At 43.5% G+C, this 18,105-nt stretch carries 19 protein-coding genes; 1 reads left to right on the forward strand and 18 read right to left on the reverse strand.

The annotated features are described in order from the left end of the window. Positions 1–316 precede the first annotated feature (316 nt). The 18 genes from F0145_RS24325 to F0145_RS24410 all read right to left on the reverse strand — a co-directional run bounded on the left by F0145_RS24325 (position 317) and on the right by F0145_RS24410 (position 16,836). The gene (locus F0145_RS24325; protein WP_150092958.1) at positions 317–1,432 is read right to left on the reverse strand and encodes a BamA/TamA family outer membrane protein; all 1,116 of its coding nucleotides are present in this window, start codon (positions 1,430–1,432) and stop codon (positions 317–319) included. A 193-nt stretch (positions 1,433–1,625) separates the two neighbouring features. Beyond that, entirely contained in the window at positions 1,626–2,474 is an 849-nt protein-coding gene (locus F0145_RS24330) for a geranylgeranylglycerol-phosphate geranylgeranyltransferase (RefSeq protein ID WP_150092960.1), read from the reverse strand. A gap of 138 nt (positions 2,475–2,612) precedes the next feature. Continuing rightward, positions 2,613–2,807: a cold-shock protein gene (locus tag F0145_RS24335; protein ID WP_146899093.1), complete on the reverse strand. Its 195-nt coding sequence runs from the start codon at positions 2,805–2,807 to the stop codon at positions 2,613–2,615. Positions 2,808–2,922: 115 nt separating this feature from the next. Then, the gene (locus tag F0145_RS24340) at positions 2,923–3,423 is read right to left on the reverse strand and encodes a KdsC family phosphatase (RefSeq protein WP_150092962.1); all 501 of its coding nucleotides are present in this window, start codon (positions 3,421–3,423) and stop codon (positions 2,923–2,925) included. A 148-nt stretch (positions 3,424–3,571) separates the two neighbouring features. Beyond that, the gene (iscX, locus tag F0145_RS24345; protein ID WP_150092964.1) at positions 3,572–3,811 is read right to left on the reverse strand and encodes a Fe-S cluster assembly protein IscX; all 240 of its coding nucleotides are present in this window, start codon (positions 3,809–3,811) and stop codon (positions 3,572–3,574) included. Between the two features lie 115 nt (positions 3,812–3,926). Then, positions 3,927–4,256, reverse strand: coding sequence for a 2Fe-2S iron-sulfur cluster-binding protein (locus F0145_RS24350; protein ID WP_150092966.1), 330 nt, complete (start codon positions 4,254–4,256; stop codon positions 3,927–3,929). A 132-nt stretch (positions 4,257–4,388) separates the two neighbouring features. After that, on the reverse strand, positions 4,389–5,192 hold the full coding sequence (locus F0145_RS24355) for a Rossmann-like and DUF2520 domain-containing protein (protein ID WP_150092968.1): 804 nt from the start codon (positions 5,190–5,192) through the stop codon (positions 4,389–4,391). 97 nt (positions 5,193–5,289) lie between these two features. Then, on the reverse strand, positions 5,290–7,896 hold the full coding sequence (ccsA, locus tag F0145_RS24360) for a cytochrome c biogenesis protein CcsA (protein WP_150092970.1): 2,607 nt from the start codon (positions 7,894–7,896) through the stop codon (positions 5,290–5,292). 209 nt (positions 7,897–8,105) lie between these two features. Beyond that, a complete protein-coding gene (locus F0145_RS24365; RefSeq protein ID WP_150092972.1) occupies positions 8,106–8,531 on the reverse strand; it encodes a cytochrome c maturation protein CcmE domain-containing protein in 426 nt (141 codons plus the stop codon). Positions 8,532–8,633: 102 nt separating this feature from the next. After that, complete coding sequence (locus F0145_RS24370; RefSeq protein ID WP_150092974.1) at positions 8,634–8,912, reverse strand: CcmD family protein; 279 nt, start codon at positions 8,910–8,912, stop codon at positions 8,634–8,636. After that, positions 8,899–9,570 carry a cytochrome c biogenesis protein CcsA gene (gene ccsA, locus F0145_RS24375; protein ID WP_150092976.1) on the reverse strand — a complete coding sequence of 224 codons (672 nt, stop codon included), beginning with the start codon at positions 9,568–9,570 and terminating at the stop codon, positions 8,899–8,901. Before ccsA (F0145_RS24375) ends, F0145_RS24370 begins: the two co-directional genes overlap by 14 nt. Positions 9,571–9,743: 173 nt before the next feature. Then, positions 9,744–10,385: a heme exporter protein CcmB gene (locus tag F0145_RS24380; RefSeq protein ID WP_150092978.1), complete on the reverse strand. Its 642-nt coding sequence runs from the start codon at positions 10,383–10,385 to the stop codon at positions 9,744–9,746. A 342-nt stretch (positions 10,386–10,727) separates the two neighbouring features. Beyond that, entirely contained in the window at positions 10,728–11,411 is a 684-nt protein-coding gene (gene phoU / locus F0145_RS24385) for a phosphate signaling complex protein PhoU (protein ID WP_150092980.1), read from the reverse strand. 211 nt (positions 11,412–11,622) lie between these two features. Then, positions 11,623–12,402, reverse strand: coding sequence for a phosphate ABC transporter ATP-binding protein PstB (pstB, locus tag F0145_RS24390; RefSeq protein WP_150092982.1), 780 nt, complete (start codon positions 12,400–12,402; stop codon positions 11,623–11,625). 53 nt (positions 12,403–12,455) lie between these two features. After that, entirely contained in the window at positions 12,456–13,340 is an 885-nt protein-coding gene (pstA, locus tag F0145_RS24395) for a phosphate ABC transporter permease PstA (RefSeq protein ID WP_150092984.1), read from the reverse strand. Positions 13,341–13,345: 5 nt separating this feature from the next. Then, a complete protein-coding gene (gene pstC / locus F0145_RS24400) occupies positions 13,346–14,551 on the reverse strand; it encodes a phosphate ABC transporter permease subunit PstC (RefSeq protein ID WP_150092986.1) in 1,206 nt (401 codons plus the stop codon). A 36-nt stretch (positions 14,552–14,587) separates the two neighbouring features. Then, positions 14,588–15,478, reverse strand: a complete 891-nt coding sequence (locus F0145_RS24405; protein ID WP_150092988.1) for a phosphate ABC transporter substrate-binding protein — start codon at positions 15,476–15,478, stop codon at positions 14,588–14,590. 38 nt (positions 15,479–15,516) lie between these two features. Next, entirely contained in the window at positions 15,517–16,836 is a 1,320-nt protein-coding gene (locus tag F0145_RS24410; protein WP_150092990.1) for a porin, read from the reverse strand. Positions 16,837–17,093: 257 nt separating this feature from the next. Here F0145_RS24410 and F0145_RS24415 point away from each other — a divergent pair, with 257 nt between their 5' ends. Beyond that, positions 17,094–17,933, forward strand: coding sequence for a DUF2490 domain-containing protein (locus tag F0145_RS24415; protein WP_150092992.1), 840 nt, complete (start codon positions 17,094–17,096; stop codon positions 17,931–17,933). The last annotated feature ends 172 nt before the right edge of the window (positions 17,934–18,105 follow it).

Consider the following 18,105-nt stretch of genomic DNA (forward strand, 5'->3'; position numbering starts at 1 on the left):
GTTCAGGAAATCGAATATTTGCTTTGACTAAACAAACGAGGCTATTACAAATATTGCCGGAATAGCTTGCTGACAGTTTAATTATGATGCTGACTTTTTTAGGCAAATGTTTAAGGTTAGCTTTATGCACTGTTATTGAGCAAAATTTTATTGTTAACAGTTTACTCTAATAATGAGTCAAATTCTGTCATTCAGGAGGAAACTATTTGGCTGCCTGCTACATAGGTTCCTCCTGAATGACAGTTGTGGGTTTCTTAGACCCTTTTTAATATTTATGTAACAGCAGTTGCGCAGAATAATAATTGAAGAAGTACGCTTAAAAATCTTCGCCAATATCAAAATACAAACCACTGGCCCCGTGCGAGCCTACGGCGTAATCTATCCGAATATTTAATCTTTCCTTTTTGTTTAGCATTAGCCGGATGCCGCCCCCGGCGGCGCTACGCAGGTTGCGGGTATTAAAATTACTTAGTTTATTATTTACTTCACCGGCGCCGGCAAACACCGCAAAACCTACCCGCGAGAATACCTGTTGCCGGAACTCGGCCTGCAGGGCCACCATTTGCCGATCGCGGTAGCGGCCTTCGTAAAAGCCCCGCATGCCCCCAATTTCGGCACCGCCACCACCGCCGCCCATTAGGGCTAACTCCCGGAACGGTACTTGCCCCGAATGGAATTTCCCTAATCCTTGAAAAGCCAGCACCTGACTTGATCGTAGCGGAATAAATTTGCGAACATCAAAAGAATGGCGGGTAAAATTAAACTCACTGCCCAAGTTTTTGGTACTAAACATGGTGCTGTAAGCAACATAAATACCAGTTCGGCTATTCAGCGGATTGTCGCGGCTGTCGTAAAGCAGAGCCGGCCCTAAGCCAGAAGTAATTATGCCATCGAGTTCATTCGCGGGTTGCTCGTAGATTTTACTCTGCGCATCTTCAGATTTAATATTGTAAACTTTATTTACGTGGTACAACCCGCCGGCAAAAAAATAACGCTTTACCTGCCGCAAAACCCGGTTCTGAAAATATAGTAGCTTGTAATCTACAATGGTATAATCATCTACATTATTATTCTGGTTACCAATACCGTAATATTGAATCGGGAAATTGAAATAATTGGCATTGCCCAGAATAATAAACTTTTCGTGGTTGGTATAAATATTATAGGTAAGCTGCACCGAAGATTGCTTTTTCTGGGTCCGGTAAGCCAGCAACTGCCCGTTGGAACGGCGGGTTAAAGAATCGTTGCCAAAATTATAGACCGGTACCACCAAAGCGCCGTAACCTAAGCCGGTTTCGGGCGAAGAGAATAAAGCCGGGAAAGGCGTTAAACTAAGCTTTTTACGTTGCTGCAAACTATCGGCTGGTACCGCGGCCTTACCAGTTACCTGCATCAGCAACAGAAAACCGCACACTGCCCATAAATATTTCATAGAATTTGGTTTGAAGAAGCTTCCGGAGGAAAGAAAAGAAAAGCGGCAGAATTAATTTAGATTATAATTAGGCAAACTTAATAATATAGCTAAAAATCGGCTGCTCAATAATTATCAATATACTAAATATTTAAATTCAAAAATATACCTAAACTTATTTTTTTTAGGTTGAAGCTTTTCTTAATAAAGTCATTTACCGGAAAAAAAGCATAGACAATATTCCCAGCAGCATAATGCCTTTGCACCAGTTGCTTAAGCGGGCAAAATCTTTTTTACGATCGGCTCTAATTATATATTTCAGGAAAAATAAAGCCGGCACCAGCACCAGCACCACCATATACAAGCCAAAAAATAAATCGTGGTTCCGGTAAATAATAGCCGAAACAACAGTGGCAAAAAATACCAGCATTAGCCCGTAAAGCACCCATTTAGTACCGGGTATACCGGCTACAATGGGCAAGGTGCGGCAGCCAAAAGTAGCATCGCCTTTTACGTCTTCCATGTCTTTTATTATTTCACGTATCAGCGAAATAATAAAAGAAAACAGGGCATAAGCCCAAATGGCTTTGTTATCGGTGCCCACGTTTACCGATACTACCAGCAACATGGTAGCCGATAAAAAAGCAATGGTAATATTGCCCAGCAACAGCATTTTTTTAAGCTGCGCCGAATACCCCCACAGCAACAACACCGCGCCAATATTTATAAAACCTACCGCCCACGACAAAGTAAAACCCACGATTACCCCAATAGCCGACAACAGCAGGTGCGCTACCATGGCCTGCCGGCGGTTAACGCCTTTGCCTACCACCAGGCGTTTGGGTTTGTTTATGGCATCTATTTTAATGTCGTAATAATCGTTAATAATATAGCCGGCTGCGGCTACGCAAAAAGTAGCCAACAACAACAAATAGAAATGCTGGTCTTGCAACGTTGTTAACAAGGGCACCTGCGGCTGCAATAAGCATACCTGCACCAGTACCTGACAAAAGGCAATAATTACCAGATTAGGTAACCTTATTAAGCTAAAAACTTTTTTCAAGGAGATGTACGAACGGAATTGGGCCCAACGTATTCGGATAACAAATTTAGAGCAAAGGGCTGTAATTAACTACATAAAAAAAGCTCCGGGGATGGAGCTTTTCTTTTAATTTGGAAGGGATGTAAATGAGGATGGGCCTTAAACTTTTTTTACGTTAACGGCATTAATGCCTTTTTTACCCTCTTGGGTATCAAATTCAACTTTATCGTTCTGTTGGATTTGGATGCCGTTTAAACCCGTAACATGTACAAAAAAGTCTTCTTTGCTGATGTCGTCTGTAATAAATCCGTAGCCTTTTGATTCATTAAAGAATTTTACTGTTCCTGTTTTCATAAAAATTAAAAAATTTGAAATTAAAATATCCTGTAAATATAGGAGTATTTTATTCTGAAGCAACTTTTTCAAGATATTTTTGAACTTTTTAAAAAATAGCTTGTTTTATATACTTTTACCAGGTTCCCTGCATTTTTAGTACTGCTTCAATTAATTCGCGCACAGCGCCTTTACCCCCAGCCTTACTCGAAATATAATTGGCTACCCAAATTACATCCGGCGCGGCATCTTCGGGGCAGGCCGCTACGCCGCATTGTTGCATCACCGCTAAATCCGGAATATCATCGCCCATATAAGCAATATCCGATGGTTGTAAATTGTACTGCTGCAAAAAAGAGGTAAAAGCTTCCTGCTTGTTGTTTACGCCCAAATAAATATCTTCCACATCTAACGACAGCAACCGCTTACGCACGCCTTCTTCCTGACGGGCCGAAATTATACCCACCCGGTACCCTTTCTGAATAGCATGCCGAATGCCAAAGCCATCTTTAATATTAAAACTGCGCACCTGCTCCCCGGAAGCCAAGGCCAGTAAACTCCCATCGGTTAGTACGCCATCTACATCAAAAATAAAAGCTTTTACCTGGGTTAAATCCAGCGAAGGATGGTGCTGCATGGTTGCGATTAGTTAGTTTTATATGGTAAGAAAACCCTAGCCGTGAAGAATTAATTTACTTTCCTGGTTCCGGCAAAACAGGTAACCGGAACCAGGAAAGTAAATACAAATATTATAATCTAAGTTTTAATCAGGAATGAAATACTAACTATTGGTTGTCGCGCCACTCGTACACCCATTTGGCCTGAATCTGCTCTAAGTGGCCTTCGTTGGCTTGTTCGCGTTTTCCTTCAAAATTATCTAAAGACAACACCCATTCCAGCAAATCGGTAAACCGGATGCGGTAAATTTTCGACTCATCAAATTCATCCCCGAATTTTTCGTACAAGGCCATGGCAATATCTTCATGGTCGTTCCAGTGCATAGGGGGCTCATAACTGTTCCTCATTTCTGTTGTATTTCTTGTTAATTATGCTAATTTATGCTGTGTTACCTGCTTAATCTGTACTTTTTAAGTTTCTTAAATATTAATCAGATAAGCTTTATTGCTAGTAGATTGCTGTTTAGTGCCCCAGGAAATCTTGTTCCGGTATAGTAACTACTACATCTTCATTACCCTGCACTACGCACTGGCAAGCCAAACGCGAGTTAAGGCGCGGGTCAACTGCCCGGTCAATAAAGTCTTCTTCTTTATCCGAAATCTCCGGCAAATCGTCCATGCCTGCTTCTACGTAAATATGGCAGGTGCTGCATCCGCACACACCGCCACAGTTATGTTGTAATTTTATATCGTTGTTAAGCGCAACATCCAATACCGATTCACCTTCAGCCGCAATATGGGTTTGGTCCGGTTGGCCATCGGCGAACTTAAATGTAATATTTATAACCTTCATGGGAATGAAACTCCTTTTAATTTAGCCTGCAAAATTACGAAACAATTCGCCGAAACAAAGGCTACCTGTTATATTGCATGGCTTACTTCTACGAAGTTTACCATTATTAGGGATTAAAACGCAATTTTTACTTTATTTTTTCGCCTGAATGCTCTCTGAAAGCACGCCATACACTTGCTGGTAAAGCGGTTCTGGGGCCAGCATTTGTAAATGTTCCTGCAAAATATTAGCGTCGCCGCGCATTGCTGGGCCGGTTTGTACGGTAAATGGATCGGCTGAAAAACTTTTTTCCAGGGTAGCTCTAATAAGTGGGTTTAGCAGACCTGGCTCCAAATTATTTTTAAGCAGAATCTCGCGGCTGATGCCTAATAAATGGTTGGTAAAATTACAGGCAAAAACCGCTGCCAAATGCAATTTCTTGCGGTCTGGCCCTGCCATAAATATTACCTGCTGGCTGATACTAGCCGCTAATTGCTGCAACAAGGTAGTTAATGCGGGTTCTGCTGCTTCCAAGGCAATGGGTGTAGTAGCTAAATTAACCGGCTGGTTGCGGGAGAACGTTTGAATAGGATAAAAAACACCGGTTCGCAATTCTAAATCCGGCCGGGCTAAAACCGTTACCGGTAAACTCCCGGAAGTATGTACCACGTAACTGCCTAACGGAAATTGCGCTTCTGCTATTACGCTGGCTACCGCTGCATCCGACACACTAACTAGGTAAATATCGCACGCTGGTTGGTTCCGGAAATCGAGATTATTGGTGGCAATGGCCGGGGGCAATTGATTGGCTAATACAATGGCGTGCGCTAATTGCCTGGAATAAACACCTACTACCTGGTGCCCGGCCTGCGCAAAGGCCAGCCCTAAATGGGTAGCAACCTGTCCGGAACCAACCAAGGTAATTCGTAACGATTGCGGAAGATTAGCGACGGACATAATTAATATATTATTTGGTTGATTAAACTTCTCTGGCAAAAATAAAAAAGCTCCCTCAGGTAAGGGAGCTTTTCTGGTTAGCCAGGGCTAATTAAGATTAAACTTTTGCTACTTTTCTCTTTTCGCTTGTCCGTTGTTGGTTGGCGCCTTTACCCGAGGTAATATTTTCGGTTTTGCCTTCGCCGGAACGGCGGAAGATAGCCATTACAAAGCCCAGGCTCATTACCAAAGTACCAATCCAAAGCAGGTTAATAATTGGTTTTTCCATGGCTTTTAAGATTACGTAATCTTTCTGGGTGGTATTTACGCCAATAGTAAACCGGTTATTTTCCGTATCGATGCTCATGAAAGTTAAGCGTAAGCCTAAATCTTCGATCTCATCGGGAATGCGGCCCACCATGTTGTCTTTAATTACAAACAAGGGGTGGCCGTGGTACTCTTTGTTCTCCCCGAATATTTTTAAATCGGCTTGTACCGCTACATCTTTCTCGCCCAGTTCAATACTTTCTACTTTCCGCACCGGTTCTATTCCTTTCAGGATAGCAATGTAATCGTTCAGGAATAAGGTATCGCCAATAGCTACGTTATGCTCTTTCAGCTCGCTCCAATCCCGCTCTTCTTCGTTGTTCATTACCGCCGAAACGTGGGTATATAAATCACTGGTTAAGCCATTCTTAATATCGGGTGAGGCCAAAAAGCCCATTTCCTGGTTAATCTGTGCCCGCGGATAAAGCGTAAAAGTATTATTGGTGCCTTTTTCCTGGTATTCTATTTTGTAATAGGTATTTTCGGGCGTAATAGAAACCGTATCGCCGGTTTTGTAAACTACTTTGTCTTTGTATTTTAAATCGGTCCGGGCTAAAGCGCGGTGCTCATCCATGGGCAATCTAAAAAGCGACTCTTTGTTTACGTACTCCGGAAAATCAATTACTTCCATGTATTGCCCGCCGTACGTTAACTTATATTTGCCCATTTCTATGGGGTTGTTCCGGAACAGCAACACATTATCGCGGTTAATATCTTCGGGGAAATCGCGGGAATAAAGCAAGCCGGAAGTATTCTGGGAAACAATGGTAGAATAGCCGGAAGAATACAAGATACCAATCAGCATCAAGGCCACCCCAACGTGCGCTACTGCGCCACCAGTTAAAACAGCTTTGCGTTTTATCAGTGTTAATATCATGCCCAGGTTGGCAAATACCGCAAAGAAAGCCGCCAGCAGCAACACAATGTAAACCGGGTTATCTACTTTAGGCCCAACCCCCAAACGACCCAGCACCAGCACTAAACTCACAAATAATAAAGTAAGAATACCCGGCACGGCCAAGGCATTACCCAAGCGGGCTTTGTCGTTTTTCTGCCACCACATTAACTGCGCCAGGCCCGATAGAATGGCAATACCTACACCTAACCACAACTGGAACTTGGTGTAGTGGGCAATCTGGTCGGCGGGTAAAGCCAGGTTGGTTTTAATACCGATGAAGCCCATAAATGCATTATACACCGGAATAGAAGTTGTAAATAATACCTGGAAGGCACCTAAACACAATACTACCGCACCAATAAATACCCAGAATTCGCTGTTGTAAGTAGTAAGTTCTTTCTCAGTAGCCGGAATCTTTTTCCAGCGCCACACCAATAAGCCAGTAGCTAACACTATAAAAGCCGCCATGTAGGTAAATAACTGCCCAGATAAACCTAAGTCGGTGAAGGAGTGTACCGAAGCATTACCCAGAATACCGCTGCGGGTTAAGAAGGTAGCGTATAATATCAGCAGGAAAGAAACAATTACCAGCACAAACGAGGTATGTAAACCTGCCTTGCTCCGTCGGAAAATTACCAACGTATGAATAGCCGCCACCAGCACCAACCACGGAATATACACCGCATTTTCTACGGGGTCCCAGTTCCAGTAACCACCAAAGTTCAGGGTTTCGTAAGCCCAGTAGGCTCCCATCATGGTACCAATACCCAGCACTAAGCCGGCAAATAAGGCCCAAGGCAAAGCTGGTTTCACCCATTTGGTAAATTCGCCTTTCCACAAACCAGCAATAGCAAACGCAAAAGGTACCAAAGTAGCGGCAAAACCTAAAAACAACGTAGGCGGGTGAATAACCATCCAGTAGTTCTGCAACAGTGGATTCAGGCCGGTACCGTCTTTCGGAATAAAATTAGGGTTAAGCTTAAATACCGGGGCATCGGGCATAAAATCGCGCAGCAAAATAAATGGCGAAGAACCAATTTTCAGGTTACCGATTACCACACCCAAAATCATGGAAGTCAGGAAGAACTGCACAAAGGCAAAAACCGCCATAGTAGGCGCTTCCCATTTTTTATTAAACCAAATAATACCTAAACCCAGCAGCGTGTGCCAGAATATCCAAAGCAGGAAACTACCTTCCTGGCCTTCCCAGAAACACGAAATCATGAAATGGGTGGGCAAGTGATTACTGGAGTGGCTCCAGGCATAATGATATTCGTAGCGATGGTTCTGAATAATATTAAACAGCGCGATAATAATACCCAGCACCGCCACCGTATGTACATAAAAAGCAATTCGACCCAGTTTTTTCCAATTCGCTTCTTCCAGCCCCAACGGTTGTTTCCAGGAGGCCATAAAATACGAAAGGGCCGCTACCACCGCCGCCACAAATGCCAGGATTACGCTAAAGTGCCCCAGGTCTCCTACTAATGTATTTATCACGTTTATTTAGTTAAGAGTTAAAAGGTAAAAGTTATGAGTTGAAAAAATCAGGATAGCAACTCTTTCACTTTTATCTATTACTTAAATGTAATTTAAAATAAAAAGTAGCCAGATTTAACTCTGACAAAAAATCCAAAATATAGAATGAGCTGAAGTTTAGTAATTATGAGTAAAGATTTTTAACTCATAACTTTAAACTTTTAACTCTATTATAATCCAGCCGATTCAGTTTTAATTTCGTTCTCGACGTACTTAGACGGACACTTGAGCAATATTTTATCGGCTACAAATTTGTCTTTCTGCATCTTGCCAATAATTACCACCTGCTCCGACCGCTCAAAATCCTGGGGCTTGCTGTTGAAATAAATTACTTGTTGCTCAAACCGGTTAGTATCTACTAAGGTAAAAGTAAAGTAATTCGGATCAATCCGCGGGTCGTACTGCATACCCAAGATGTGGTTGTTGGCATCTTTTTTAAGACGGCCCACTACGTGCACCGGGGTGGTATTACCCTCTTCTGCCAGTTCGCGGGCTTCTTTAAACGATACATAACTGCTGGCATCGCCGGCAGTGGTTATAATAATGGCGATGGCTATGGCAATAACCGCAATACCAATAATGTGTGTTTTTTTCATTTTAATTAAAGTCTAAAAACTCGCAGCATTTACGTAACATGCAAGTAGGCCATAAAAATCCGGGAATTGCAAAATTATTATCAGTCCGGAAGCTGATAATAATCAATTTCTGAATTGCTTTTCTAAACGACCAACTTTACGATCGATAGAAACCAGGTAAAACAGCACACCGGCCAGCACCACCAGCACACAACCTACTACAATGTATATTTTGCCGTCGCGCCGAAGCTGGTCAGCCATTTCTACATTAGCGGTAGAACTGTTGGCTTCTACCATCACGGTTTCATCGGCGGCCGGAGCAGTTTGGGCTACGGCATTATTATTTATAAATAAAGTGAGCGCCAGCAGCAAAAGCAGCACCCAGTTTTTAAGCATGCGCATGTTCATACATTTTTTGTTTCAGAATTTCGAAGCGTGATTTCACGTTTAATATCCAGACCCCTAATAAAGTCCAGGCGATTACGGCCGGGTAAAAGACCATTCGCATTTTGCTATCCATGTCGTAAGTGCCAAAGCCAGGGTTACCGCCGTTGCCGGGGTGCAGCGAATCGGTGAGGCGGGGCAAGATAAACAACAACGGAATAAGTGCCGCGTAGGCAAAAATATTGTAAACCGCGCTAATACGGGCTCGCTGCTGCTGTTCGGCAAAAGAACCGCGCAATACAAAATAGGCAAAGTACATAAGCAGGCCAATGGCCGAAGCATTCTGCTTGGGATCGTTGCTCCAGAATTCGCCCCAGGTAACGCGTGCCCAGCCCATACCGGTAATAATGCCCAGTACCCCAAATAATAGGCCTATCCGGGCCGCTTCCGTAGAAATAATATCGTTGCGCAGCGTTGGCGTTTTTAAATATTTAATGGCGTAAACCACCGAAATGAGCAACAACAAAATCATACCGAACCACATGGGCACGTGAAAATACGTGTTGCGGATACTCTCGTTCAGAATGGCTAGCCGGGGCACGTCGTTCAGGAAACCGGCTACTATTATATAAACCAGCAATAGCACCGTTACCACTTTCCACCAGTTTTTTTGCATATCTTTATTTATAACTGCGGCTTCGGCTAAAAAGCCTGCATCTATGGTTTTATCTTACCCGGATTATCCGGCAATTTTACTCCTCTAATTTAATATTTAGCGCTTTAAATATCTACGCTTATTTTATTTACTTTCGTTCGTATCGCTTTCATTCTAACCACATTAATTCGGGTTTAATTCCGCCAGAGATAAGGAAACAAAATATAAGAAACTGTTACCACAATGGCATTAATAGCCAGCAAGGTCGTAAGTTCATCGGTACTCGCGGCGCGATCCAGCCCATCAATCGCATTCTTCGACATTTTCATGAGCATCAGCAGCATGGGAATTATTACCGGAAAGCTCAGAATTGCCATTAAGGTGCTGCTGTTGGAGGCTTTAGCTGCAATCCCCGAAATCATGGTTAACGAAGTAGAAAAGCCCACGGCTCCGAGCAGAATAGTTGCCAGAAACATAGCATCGTCTTGCACCGGGTTACCAATTACCACCGCGTAAAACAAATAACACAGCAACGCCAAAATTAGCATGAGGCAGGTATTGTAAGCTATTTTTGCCAGTATAACGCCTTGCGGGCTTACCAGCGTATATAAATACAACAAGCGGCCTTTGTTTTCCTGCATAAAGCTTTTGGCAATGGCATTTACCGACGTAAAAAGCAAAATTATCCAGAACAAAGCATTCCAGACGGGTACGCCCAACGTGCCGCCGCGCAAACCAAAGCTCAGGTAACAAATAAATACGGTGCTGCCCACATACAAAAGCATGCCATTGAAAGCATATTTCTGCCTCCATTCAAGCACAAAATCTTTTTGCATCAGGTATAGAACTTCTCGCAGCAGCACTTTCGTAGTTTGCCGCAAAGGTACAACACAAATAATTAGAATGGTAATAAATAGGCAGGTATCTGGCCAGTGCTCGGTACGGCAGTGCTGACGAATATACTTTAGGTTTAAAAATTTATAAATGCCGGCTTTTTATTCATAAGTTATGCATGCACATTTTTCTTATTCATAAAATAAATAGGCACCACGTCCTTGTACTTTACTTTCCAGTATTTACCAATTTAGCGCGTAATATTAGTCTCTGGTTTAATAAAACCACAAAGCCGAAGCGGATGTAGCTTCGGCTTTGTGGTTTTAAGCGCATTATAACTAATACTAATCCTTGTTCTTGTCTCTCTTCCCCTTTTGCCGGTGCTTTACCACTTTGGCATCTACGTAAAATACTACCTCTTCCGCAATATTGGTAATCTGGTCGCCAATCCGCTCCAGCTTCCGGATAATGTTTGATACTTTTAAAGCCTGGGCAATATTTTCGGGGTGTGCTTGCATGTAACTAACCAAGGCTTTATCGGCTTTGGCATTAATTTTATCCAGCACCTTGTCTCTTTTAATGAGTGCCTTAGCCAATTCGGTATTTTCTTCGGCCAGGGCGGTCCGTACATCGGTCAGCATGGCTTCGGCGGCATCGTACATTTCCAGCACCTGGGTTATTTGCAATAATTCGGCATCAAAAGCGGTGTCAACTTCTTTTACCAAACGGGCAATGCCCTCGGCTGTATCTCCTATCCGCTCCAGGTTGGCATTTATTTTTAGAACCGCCAGCACCCAACGTAAATCTACGGCTACCGGGTTAAACAAAGCAAAAAGGTTTTCGCACATCCTATCGATTTTTACATCGTAGTCGTTCACCTTTTTACCTCTTTTAATTATTTTTCTGGCCAGTTCTTTATCGGCATGCACCAGCGCAGCTTTGCCCCCGTTCACCTGAAACGTAACCAGGTCCCACATTTCGTTTACTTTCTCTTTTATCCGGAGCAACTCCTTTTCTAATTGATTCATAAAGAATTATCTGATGCTGAAATTTTTAAGATGCAAATGTTAAGAACATTAGGTTTTAAGCAATCCACTTCTGTCATTCAGGAGGAACCTATTTGGTTAATTGCTAAATAGGTTCCTCCTGAATGACAGCAATGGGCTCTTTATACCAATAAACTATTTAGAAGAACATTTTGCGCAACATCACTTATTATTACGCAAAATAATGTATGGCTCAACCAAACCGGCCGGTAATATAATTTTGGGTGCGTTGGTCGCGGGGACTGGTAAACAAGGTTTTGGTTTTGGCAAATTCTACCAGTTCGCCTAAATAAAAGAAAGCCGTAGAATCGCTTACCCGGCCGGCCTGCTGCATATTATGGGTTACAATCACAATGGTATAATCTTTTTTCAGCTCGTAAATCAGCTCTTCAATTTTGGCTGTAGAAATCGGGTCCAGGGCCGAAGCCGGTTCATCCATTAGTACTACCGAGGGTTCAATGGCCAGCGCGCGGGCAATGCACAGGCGTTGCTGTTGCCCACCCGAAAGCTCGAAAGCCGATTTTTTAAGTTTGTCTTTTACTTCGTCCCACAAGGCTGCCTGCCGCAACGAACGCTCTACCCGTTCCTGCACAAAGTTTTTATCGGAAGTGCCGTTTACCCGCAAGCCATAAGCCACGTTTTCAAAAATTGATTTCGGGAATGGGTTTGGCTTCTGAAATACCATGCCCACGTGCTTGCGCAAATCATCTACCTGAATATTGGTTTTATAAATATCCACGTCATCAATGAAAATATCGCCTTCGATGCGCACATTGTCAATCAGGTCGTTCATCCGGTTAAAGCAACGCAAAAACGTAGATTTACCGCAACCCGAAGGACCAATAAAAGCCGTTACCTGGTTTTTCCGCATGGCAATATTAATGCCTTTCAGCGCGTGGAAATCGCCGTAGTGCAAGTGAACGTCTTTCGTCTGGATGCTATATTCTTTTTCTTTGGAATCTGTATTGTACATGGAGGATGAATACCTTTATAAAAGCTACCGGTATATTTTAGAACCAGCAGGCATTAATTCATTTTTACTCTTTTGGCAAAATATTTCCGGAGCCAGTTGGCTAATAAATTAACTATCAGAATAATTAAAATTAAGATAAAAGCTGTGCCGTAAGCCATTGCCCGCGAGGCTTCTATGTTGGTACCGCTGGTTGATATCACGTACAAATGGTACGGCAAGGCCATTACCTGGTCGAAAATGCTATTGGGCAGCCGGGGCAAAAAGTAGGCAGCTACGGTAAATAATATTGGGGCTGTTTCGCCGGAAACCCGTCCCACCGATAAAATAAGGCCCGTAATAATATTGGGGAAAGCAATGGGTAAAATAACGCGGCTGGTAGTTTGCCATTTGGTAGCTCCCAAAGCCAAACTGCCTACCCGGAAAGAATCATCTATGGCTTTTAAAGATTCTTCGGTGGTGCGGATAACTACCGGCAAGGCCAGTAAACCCAAGGTAAGCGAACCCGCCAGAATAGAATCGCCGAAGCCAAAACGGTTTACAAAAAGCGCCATCCCGAATAAGCCAAACACAATAGACGGCACGCCGGCCAGGTTGTTGGTCATGAGTTTAATAAAACGTTTAAACCAGCCATCCTTTAAATATTCGTTCATGTAAATGCCCGACATTACGCCCACCGGAAAAGCAAATAGCATACTGCCGACTACGAGGCAGAAAGTACCCACAATAGCCGGAAATATACCGCCGGCGGTCATGCCATCGCGGGGCATCTCGGTGAGGAACTCCCAGCTAATAACCGATATTCCCCGGAAAATAATAAAGGCCAGAATAATAACCAGAATGGCTACTACCGCAAAACTAAGGCCGCGGAATATGACAAACGCAGCATTTTGGGCCAGCCGTTTAGATTTATTAATAGATTTACCGTCGTGGAAACTCATATTATTTAGCGGTTCTCTTTCTTTTTAGCCGATACAAAATCGACGGTAAGGTTGATGATTAAGGTAAGCAGGAATAAAATACAGCCCAACGCAAACAAAGCTTTGTAATGAATGCCGCCTTGGGGCGCTTCGCCTAACTCAGCAGCAATAGTAGCCGGAATGGTACGAACAGGTTCTAAGAAAGTATTTGGTATAACCGAGGCATTACCAGTTACCATCAGTACCGCCATGGTTTCGCCAATGGCCCGCCCAATCCCCAATATTGCCGCCGTAGAAATACCCGAAATAGAATACGGAATGATTACCTTGTAAATAGTTTGCCACTTGCTGGCTCCCAAAGCCAAACTGGCTTCTTTCATGGCGCGGGGCGTAGTGCGCATGGCATCTTCAGAAACCGAAATAATGGTAGGCAAAGCCATAATGCCCAAAATAATACTGCCGGCCAAAGCGGTTTCGCCGACGGGCAAGCCAAAAATATCCTGAATAAGCGGCACCACTACTACCAGGCCAAAGAAACCATACACCACCGATGGTATACCCGCCAGCAACTCAATAACCGGTTTCAGAATATTCCGGACGCGGCTATTGGCAATTTCGGCCATGTAAATAGCGGTAGCTAAACCCAACGGTAAAGCCAGTAAAATAGCCCCAAAACTTACCCACAGCGTACCTAATATTAATGGCAGCACACCCATTTGCACCGCCGGCGTAATAGTTGGGTACCATTCGGTGCCGCCTAAAAAATCGGGAACCGAAATATTATCGAGTTGTAGCTGCCGCCCCTGAAAACTTTTGGCTAAATATTCGTCCGGGAAAAAAGCCAGCATATTAGGCTCTTTGGCAATAACCTCGTTAATGCGCTGCGGTACAAATTCAAAATCTTTCCCGAGTTGTTCTTCGGAGAAATATTCGGTTAAATCATCAATTCGGAAAAGTTTAATGGGCGCGTTTGGGCCACCTACTTCCTGCCAGTTAGTAATATTCTGGTCCGAAATTTCTTTTAATTGGTGGGCCGATAATTCTTTAACCGGGTTTTGGCTGTTAACCGCAATTACGGTGCCTTCGCTTACCGGCGATAGGCTAAAAATGCCGAGGCCTTCTTTAAACAAAAAGAAAACAATGAGCAGCACCGTTAAACTGGTAACCGTACCGCTTAAGGCCAGTAGCGCTACAATTATTTTTTCGCCTAAGTTATGGAAGTACCTTTTCACGCAGAAGCTGTTAGAATGGAGAATTGTTTACCCATATTAACTTAAAGGAACGTAACCTGTTTCCTGCACAATTTTCTGACCTTCGGCCGAAAGCACGAAATCTACAAAAGGCTTAACCTTACCATCTACTGCGGCATCGTAGAAAAAGTATAAAGGCCGGGAAATAGGATAAGTCTTGTTTTTAGCAGCCTCTACCCCTGGGGCCACAAAGGTTTTACCCTGGTCGTAAGAAACCGACAAAGCTTTTACTTCTTTTGTTTCGTAAGCCAAACCAATGTAACCAATAGCGCCCGGGGTTTGGCTCACCGATTGCACAATAGAACCCGTAGCCGGCATCATGAGAATACCCGATGCGTAATTCTTTTTATCGAGCACGTGTTCTTTAAAAAACTCGTAGGTACCCGAACTGGTTTCGCGGGAATAAGCCACAATTTTTTCGTTGTTGCCGCCTACGGCTTGCCAGTTGGCAATTTTGCCGGTAAATATTCCTTCGAGTTGCTCGCGGGTAAGCTGGCTTACTTTATTACTTGGGTGTACTACCACCGATAACGCATCGTAAGCAATTAAAACTTCTTTTACATCTTTCTGCGCGCCTCTTAGTTTTAACTTTTCTTCGGTCTTCAGCGCCCGCGAAGCCATGGCTAAATCGGTGGTACCTTCCTGCATGGCAGATATACCAACCCCGGTACCGCCGCCTACTACCGTTATAGCCGCGCCCGCGTTTTTCTGCATATATTTTTCGGCTTCCTGCTGGGCCAAAGGTAAAACGGTATCGCTGCCTTTAATGGTAACCGTAGTAGCAGCCGATTTACCTGCTTCGGTATTTTCTTTTGTAGTATCGCCGCTGCCGCAGGCACCCAGAAGTGCGGTTATCAGCAATAACCCAGCCGCCTGGAGGCTAAATATTTTTACTTTAGTTTTTTTCATAATAGTGCTCTAAATATTTGAGTAGTCGGGAAAGAGAATTAAAAATTAAACTGGGCCTGCAAGCGGAGCAGATTGCCAAACTGGTGGTTATTTAGCGCCCGACCATCTTTAGTAGTCCGGTTGGTGATGGTATATTGGGTAGCTAACTCAAAAGCGGGTATCGGCTGCCACTCTACCCCTATTTCGGTTTCGTAGGTTTTGCTGTAACGGGCATCTAACTCGGTCTTTTTGCCGCCTTCGTAATATTGGGCTTTTACAAACGGAATTAATATTTGGTCTTTTACTTTCAGCAAGTACATGGCTTGCGCATACCCGCCTTTTAAGGTTTTAAGCTGAATACTGAGCGTTTCGGGATCATACTGGGGTCCTTTGCCAATATTATATTCGGTTTGGAAACCAAAAGGCTGCGGATATACCACCAAACTACCCGCTACCCGCCGGTCGTTGAAGGTGCCGCCAAATATTTTATTACTGCTTAATTGGTCTGGGGTAACCGTATAAGAACCATTATAGGCCTGAATGCCCGGTTCAATAATTTGCCCACTTTTGAGAGCCAGCGGATACGAGAAACGGGCTACTACGTGCTGGTTGTTATTGGCTTCGGGTTTATTAGCGGTTTGGCCGTTGTATATACCCAAGCCAAACACACCGTAATCGCCGCTGCCTTTTAAGCCGTTGCTCACCAAATAGCTAAACCGCTTCCGGATTTTATCGGGTGCCCAGTAAAAGAACACGCCTAAATCGCGTTCATTCGGCACGGCACTGTTCAGGGCATCGTTCCGGTCCAGGGTTAAGCGGTTCTGGCTCGATTGCATGTTTTCGAAACCATAAGGCACTTTACTCTGGCCTACCCGCAACCGAAATTCTTTCTTTTTATCTAAAGATAAATCGAAATAAGCATCGCGCAATTGGGCAAAATGAATGGTAGAACTACCAGATGGCGTGGAAGCTAAATCGGGCTGGATATAAATAAATACCCGCTCGTGTACGTTGCCGCTAAAAACCAAGCGGGCCCGGCGGATTAAGAAACCAGTTTTATCGCCAATAGATTTATCGTGTTCGGATTTTAAGCTTGGGTTGGTTTCGAGTAAGCGGTTATACCGTACCTGTACATAACCTCTTAGTCCAATTTTTTCGTACCAATTTTTTTTAGCCTTATCAGGCTTTACATTAACTGGCTTAGGCAAAACAGAAACATTTTCGTGCCCGGCGACCGGGTTACTGGTGTTTGTTACTGAATCCTGAGCAGCCGGATTTAATAGCTGAGCTTTTGCTGTTTGAATACCAAGTATTAAAGCGCCAATAAGGCTAATTTTAAAAGTATAATAATTTATACTTTTGTTTATGGGTGAGAACATAAACGCTATATTTTCCAGTACAATAACTTGTGTTGCCTGGTTAATTTTTTAAGATTAATCTTTGGCAACGTGCATCATTAACAGGTAGTCAGGCTATTATTGATTGCGGAACAAAACTAGCATTGGCATGTTAGCCTAATGTTAAGGCAAAAGCGCGGTATGTTACTTTATTGTTAAGTTTTGCCGGCGGTTATTACCTAAATATTAAGGCAATAGTCTATTTTTGCGGATCGTAATCATTAAAATGTGTTGTTTAAATGAGAAATATTAATCTTTCCCTTTTACTTTCCGGCTTTTTAATATTTATTTTTTCTCCGGTTGCGGCCCAGCAACGCGAGTACCATGATAATAATATGTTTTGGTCTGAGGTAAATATTATTGGCAACATTAAAGGAAAATTCGGCTACCAGCTCGATTACCAGCACCGCCGGCAAGCCATCCCCGAAAACTTACCAGACCACCATCATAATCCGGTTAAGCACCCCATGTTACAAACTATCCGGCCCTGGCTACATTACCAATATAACCCGGCCGTACGGTTTTCTTTTGCCCCATTAGCCTGGTTGGGCCACTGGCGGTTGCCGGAAGATGGCGAAAGTGTTTTTTTTCCGGAGTTCCGGATTACCCCGCAAATTACACTCCGGCAACCCATTGGCCGGGTAATTATTCAACACCGTTTCCGGTACGAATTCCGGTTTATTGGCCGCGACCACGTAGATGGTGAAACTGATTTGGAGGAGGCGTATACCTTCGATAAAAGCCGTCGGCGTGGCCGCATGCGCTACATGCTAAAAGCCGAAGTGCCTATTAATACTCCCGAAATGGCGGATGGCACTTTTTATGTAGCTGCTTTTAACGAAGCCATGCTTAACACCGGCAAAAATGTTCCGAGTAATCATTTATTCGACCAGAACCGGACCTATGCGGGGGTAGGCTATCGTTTTAGTAAATTTGTTCGCGTAGAGGCGGGCTATTTAAAACACCTGGCTTTCCGGCTCAATAATGCCACCGCCAACAACGTCGATAATAATAATTTAATTCATGCCTTTCTTTACTTCGAGAACTTCAGCGAATTATTTTCCCGCAAAGAAAAATAACCGAAGTAAAAGTTCAGATAGCTTTACCCCACTAATATAATTTAGCGGCGCAACCTGAAAGCCGCAGCAAATATTAAGCAAACACTTGCGCCGGCCTAAAATTAAATTAAGGTCATTGCAGCGTAAAGGTTTCAGAGAGCAAGTAGTTTCCAATGAACGCCTTTTCCTAAAA

It is taken from the genome of Adhaeribacter rhizoryzae, from assembly GCF_008629685.1.
Taxonomy (GTDB): Bacteria; Bacteroidota; Bacteroidia; order Cytophagales; family Hymenobacteraceae; genus Adhaeribacter; species Adhaeribacter rhizoryzae.

Excerpts from the sequence above, each read along its gene's own strand:
- F0145_RS24415 (WP_150092992.1), top strand. The coding sequence starts at position 17,094 with ATGAGAAATATTAATCTTTCCCTTTTACTTTCCGGCTTTTTAATATTT.
- pstB (WP_150092982.1), bottom strand. The coding sequence starts at position 12,402 with ATGTACAATACAGATTCCAAAGAAAAAGAATATAGCATCCAGACGAAA.
- F0145_RS24380 (WP_150092978.1), bottom strand. The coding sequence starts at position 10,385 with ATGCAAAAAGATTTTGTGCTTGAATGGAGGCAGAAATATGCTTTCAAT.
- F0145_RS24405 (WP_150092988.1), bottom strand. The coding sequence starts at position 15,478 with ATGAAAAAAACTAAAGTAAAAATATTTAGCCTCCAGGCGGCTGGGTTA.
- F0145_RS24410 (WP_150092990.1), bottom strand. The coding sequence starts at position 16,836 with ATGTTCTCACCCATAAACAAAAGTATAAATTATTATACTTTTAAAATT.
- F0145_RS24340 (WP_150092962.1), bottom strand. The coding sequence starts at position 3,423 with ATGCAGCACCATCCTTCGCTGGATTTAACCCAGGTAAAAGCTTTTATT.
- F0145_RS24355 (WP_150092968.1), bottom strand. The coding sequence starts at position 5,192 with ATGTCCGTCGCTAATCTTCCGCAATCGTTACGAATTACCTTGGTTGGT.
- F0145_RS24370 (WP_150092974.1), bottom strand. The coding sequence starts at position 8,912 with ATGCGCATGCTTAAAAACTGGGTGCTGCTTTTGCTGCTGGCGCTCACT.
- F0145_RS24365 (WP_150092972.1), bottom strand. The coding sequence starts at position 8,531 with ATGAAAAAAACACACATTATTGGTATTGCGGTTATTGCCATAGCCATC.
- F0145_RS24325 (WP_150092958.1), bottom strand. The coding sequence starts at position 1,432 with ATGAAATATTTATGGGCAGTGTGCGGTTTTCTGTTGCTGATGCAGGTA.
- pstA (WP_150092984.1), bottom strand. The coding sequence starts at position 13,340 with ATGAGTTTCCACGACGGTAAATCTATTAATAAATCTAAACGGCTGGCC.
- iscX (WP_150092964.1), bottom strand. The coding sequence starts at position 3,811 with ATGAGGAACAGTTATGAGCCCCCTATGCACTGGAACGACCATGAAGAT.
- phoU (WP_150092980.1), bottom strand. The coding sequence starts at position 11,411 with ATGAATCAATTAGAAAAGGAGTTGCTCCGGATAAAAGAGAAAGTAAAC.
- F0145_RS24335 (WP_146899093.1), bottom strand. The coding sequence starts at position 2,807 with ATGAAAACAGGAACAGTAAAATTCTTTAATGAATCAAAAGGCTACGGA.
- ccsA (WP_150092976.1), bottom strand. The coding sequence starts at position 9,570 with ATGCAAAAAAACTGGTGGAAAGTGGTAACGGTGCTATTGCTGGTTTAT.
- F0145_RS24350 (WP_150092966.1), bottom strand. The coding sequence starts at position 4,256 with ATGAAGGTTATAAATATTACATTTAAGTTCGCCGATGGCCAACCGGAC.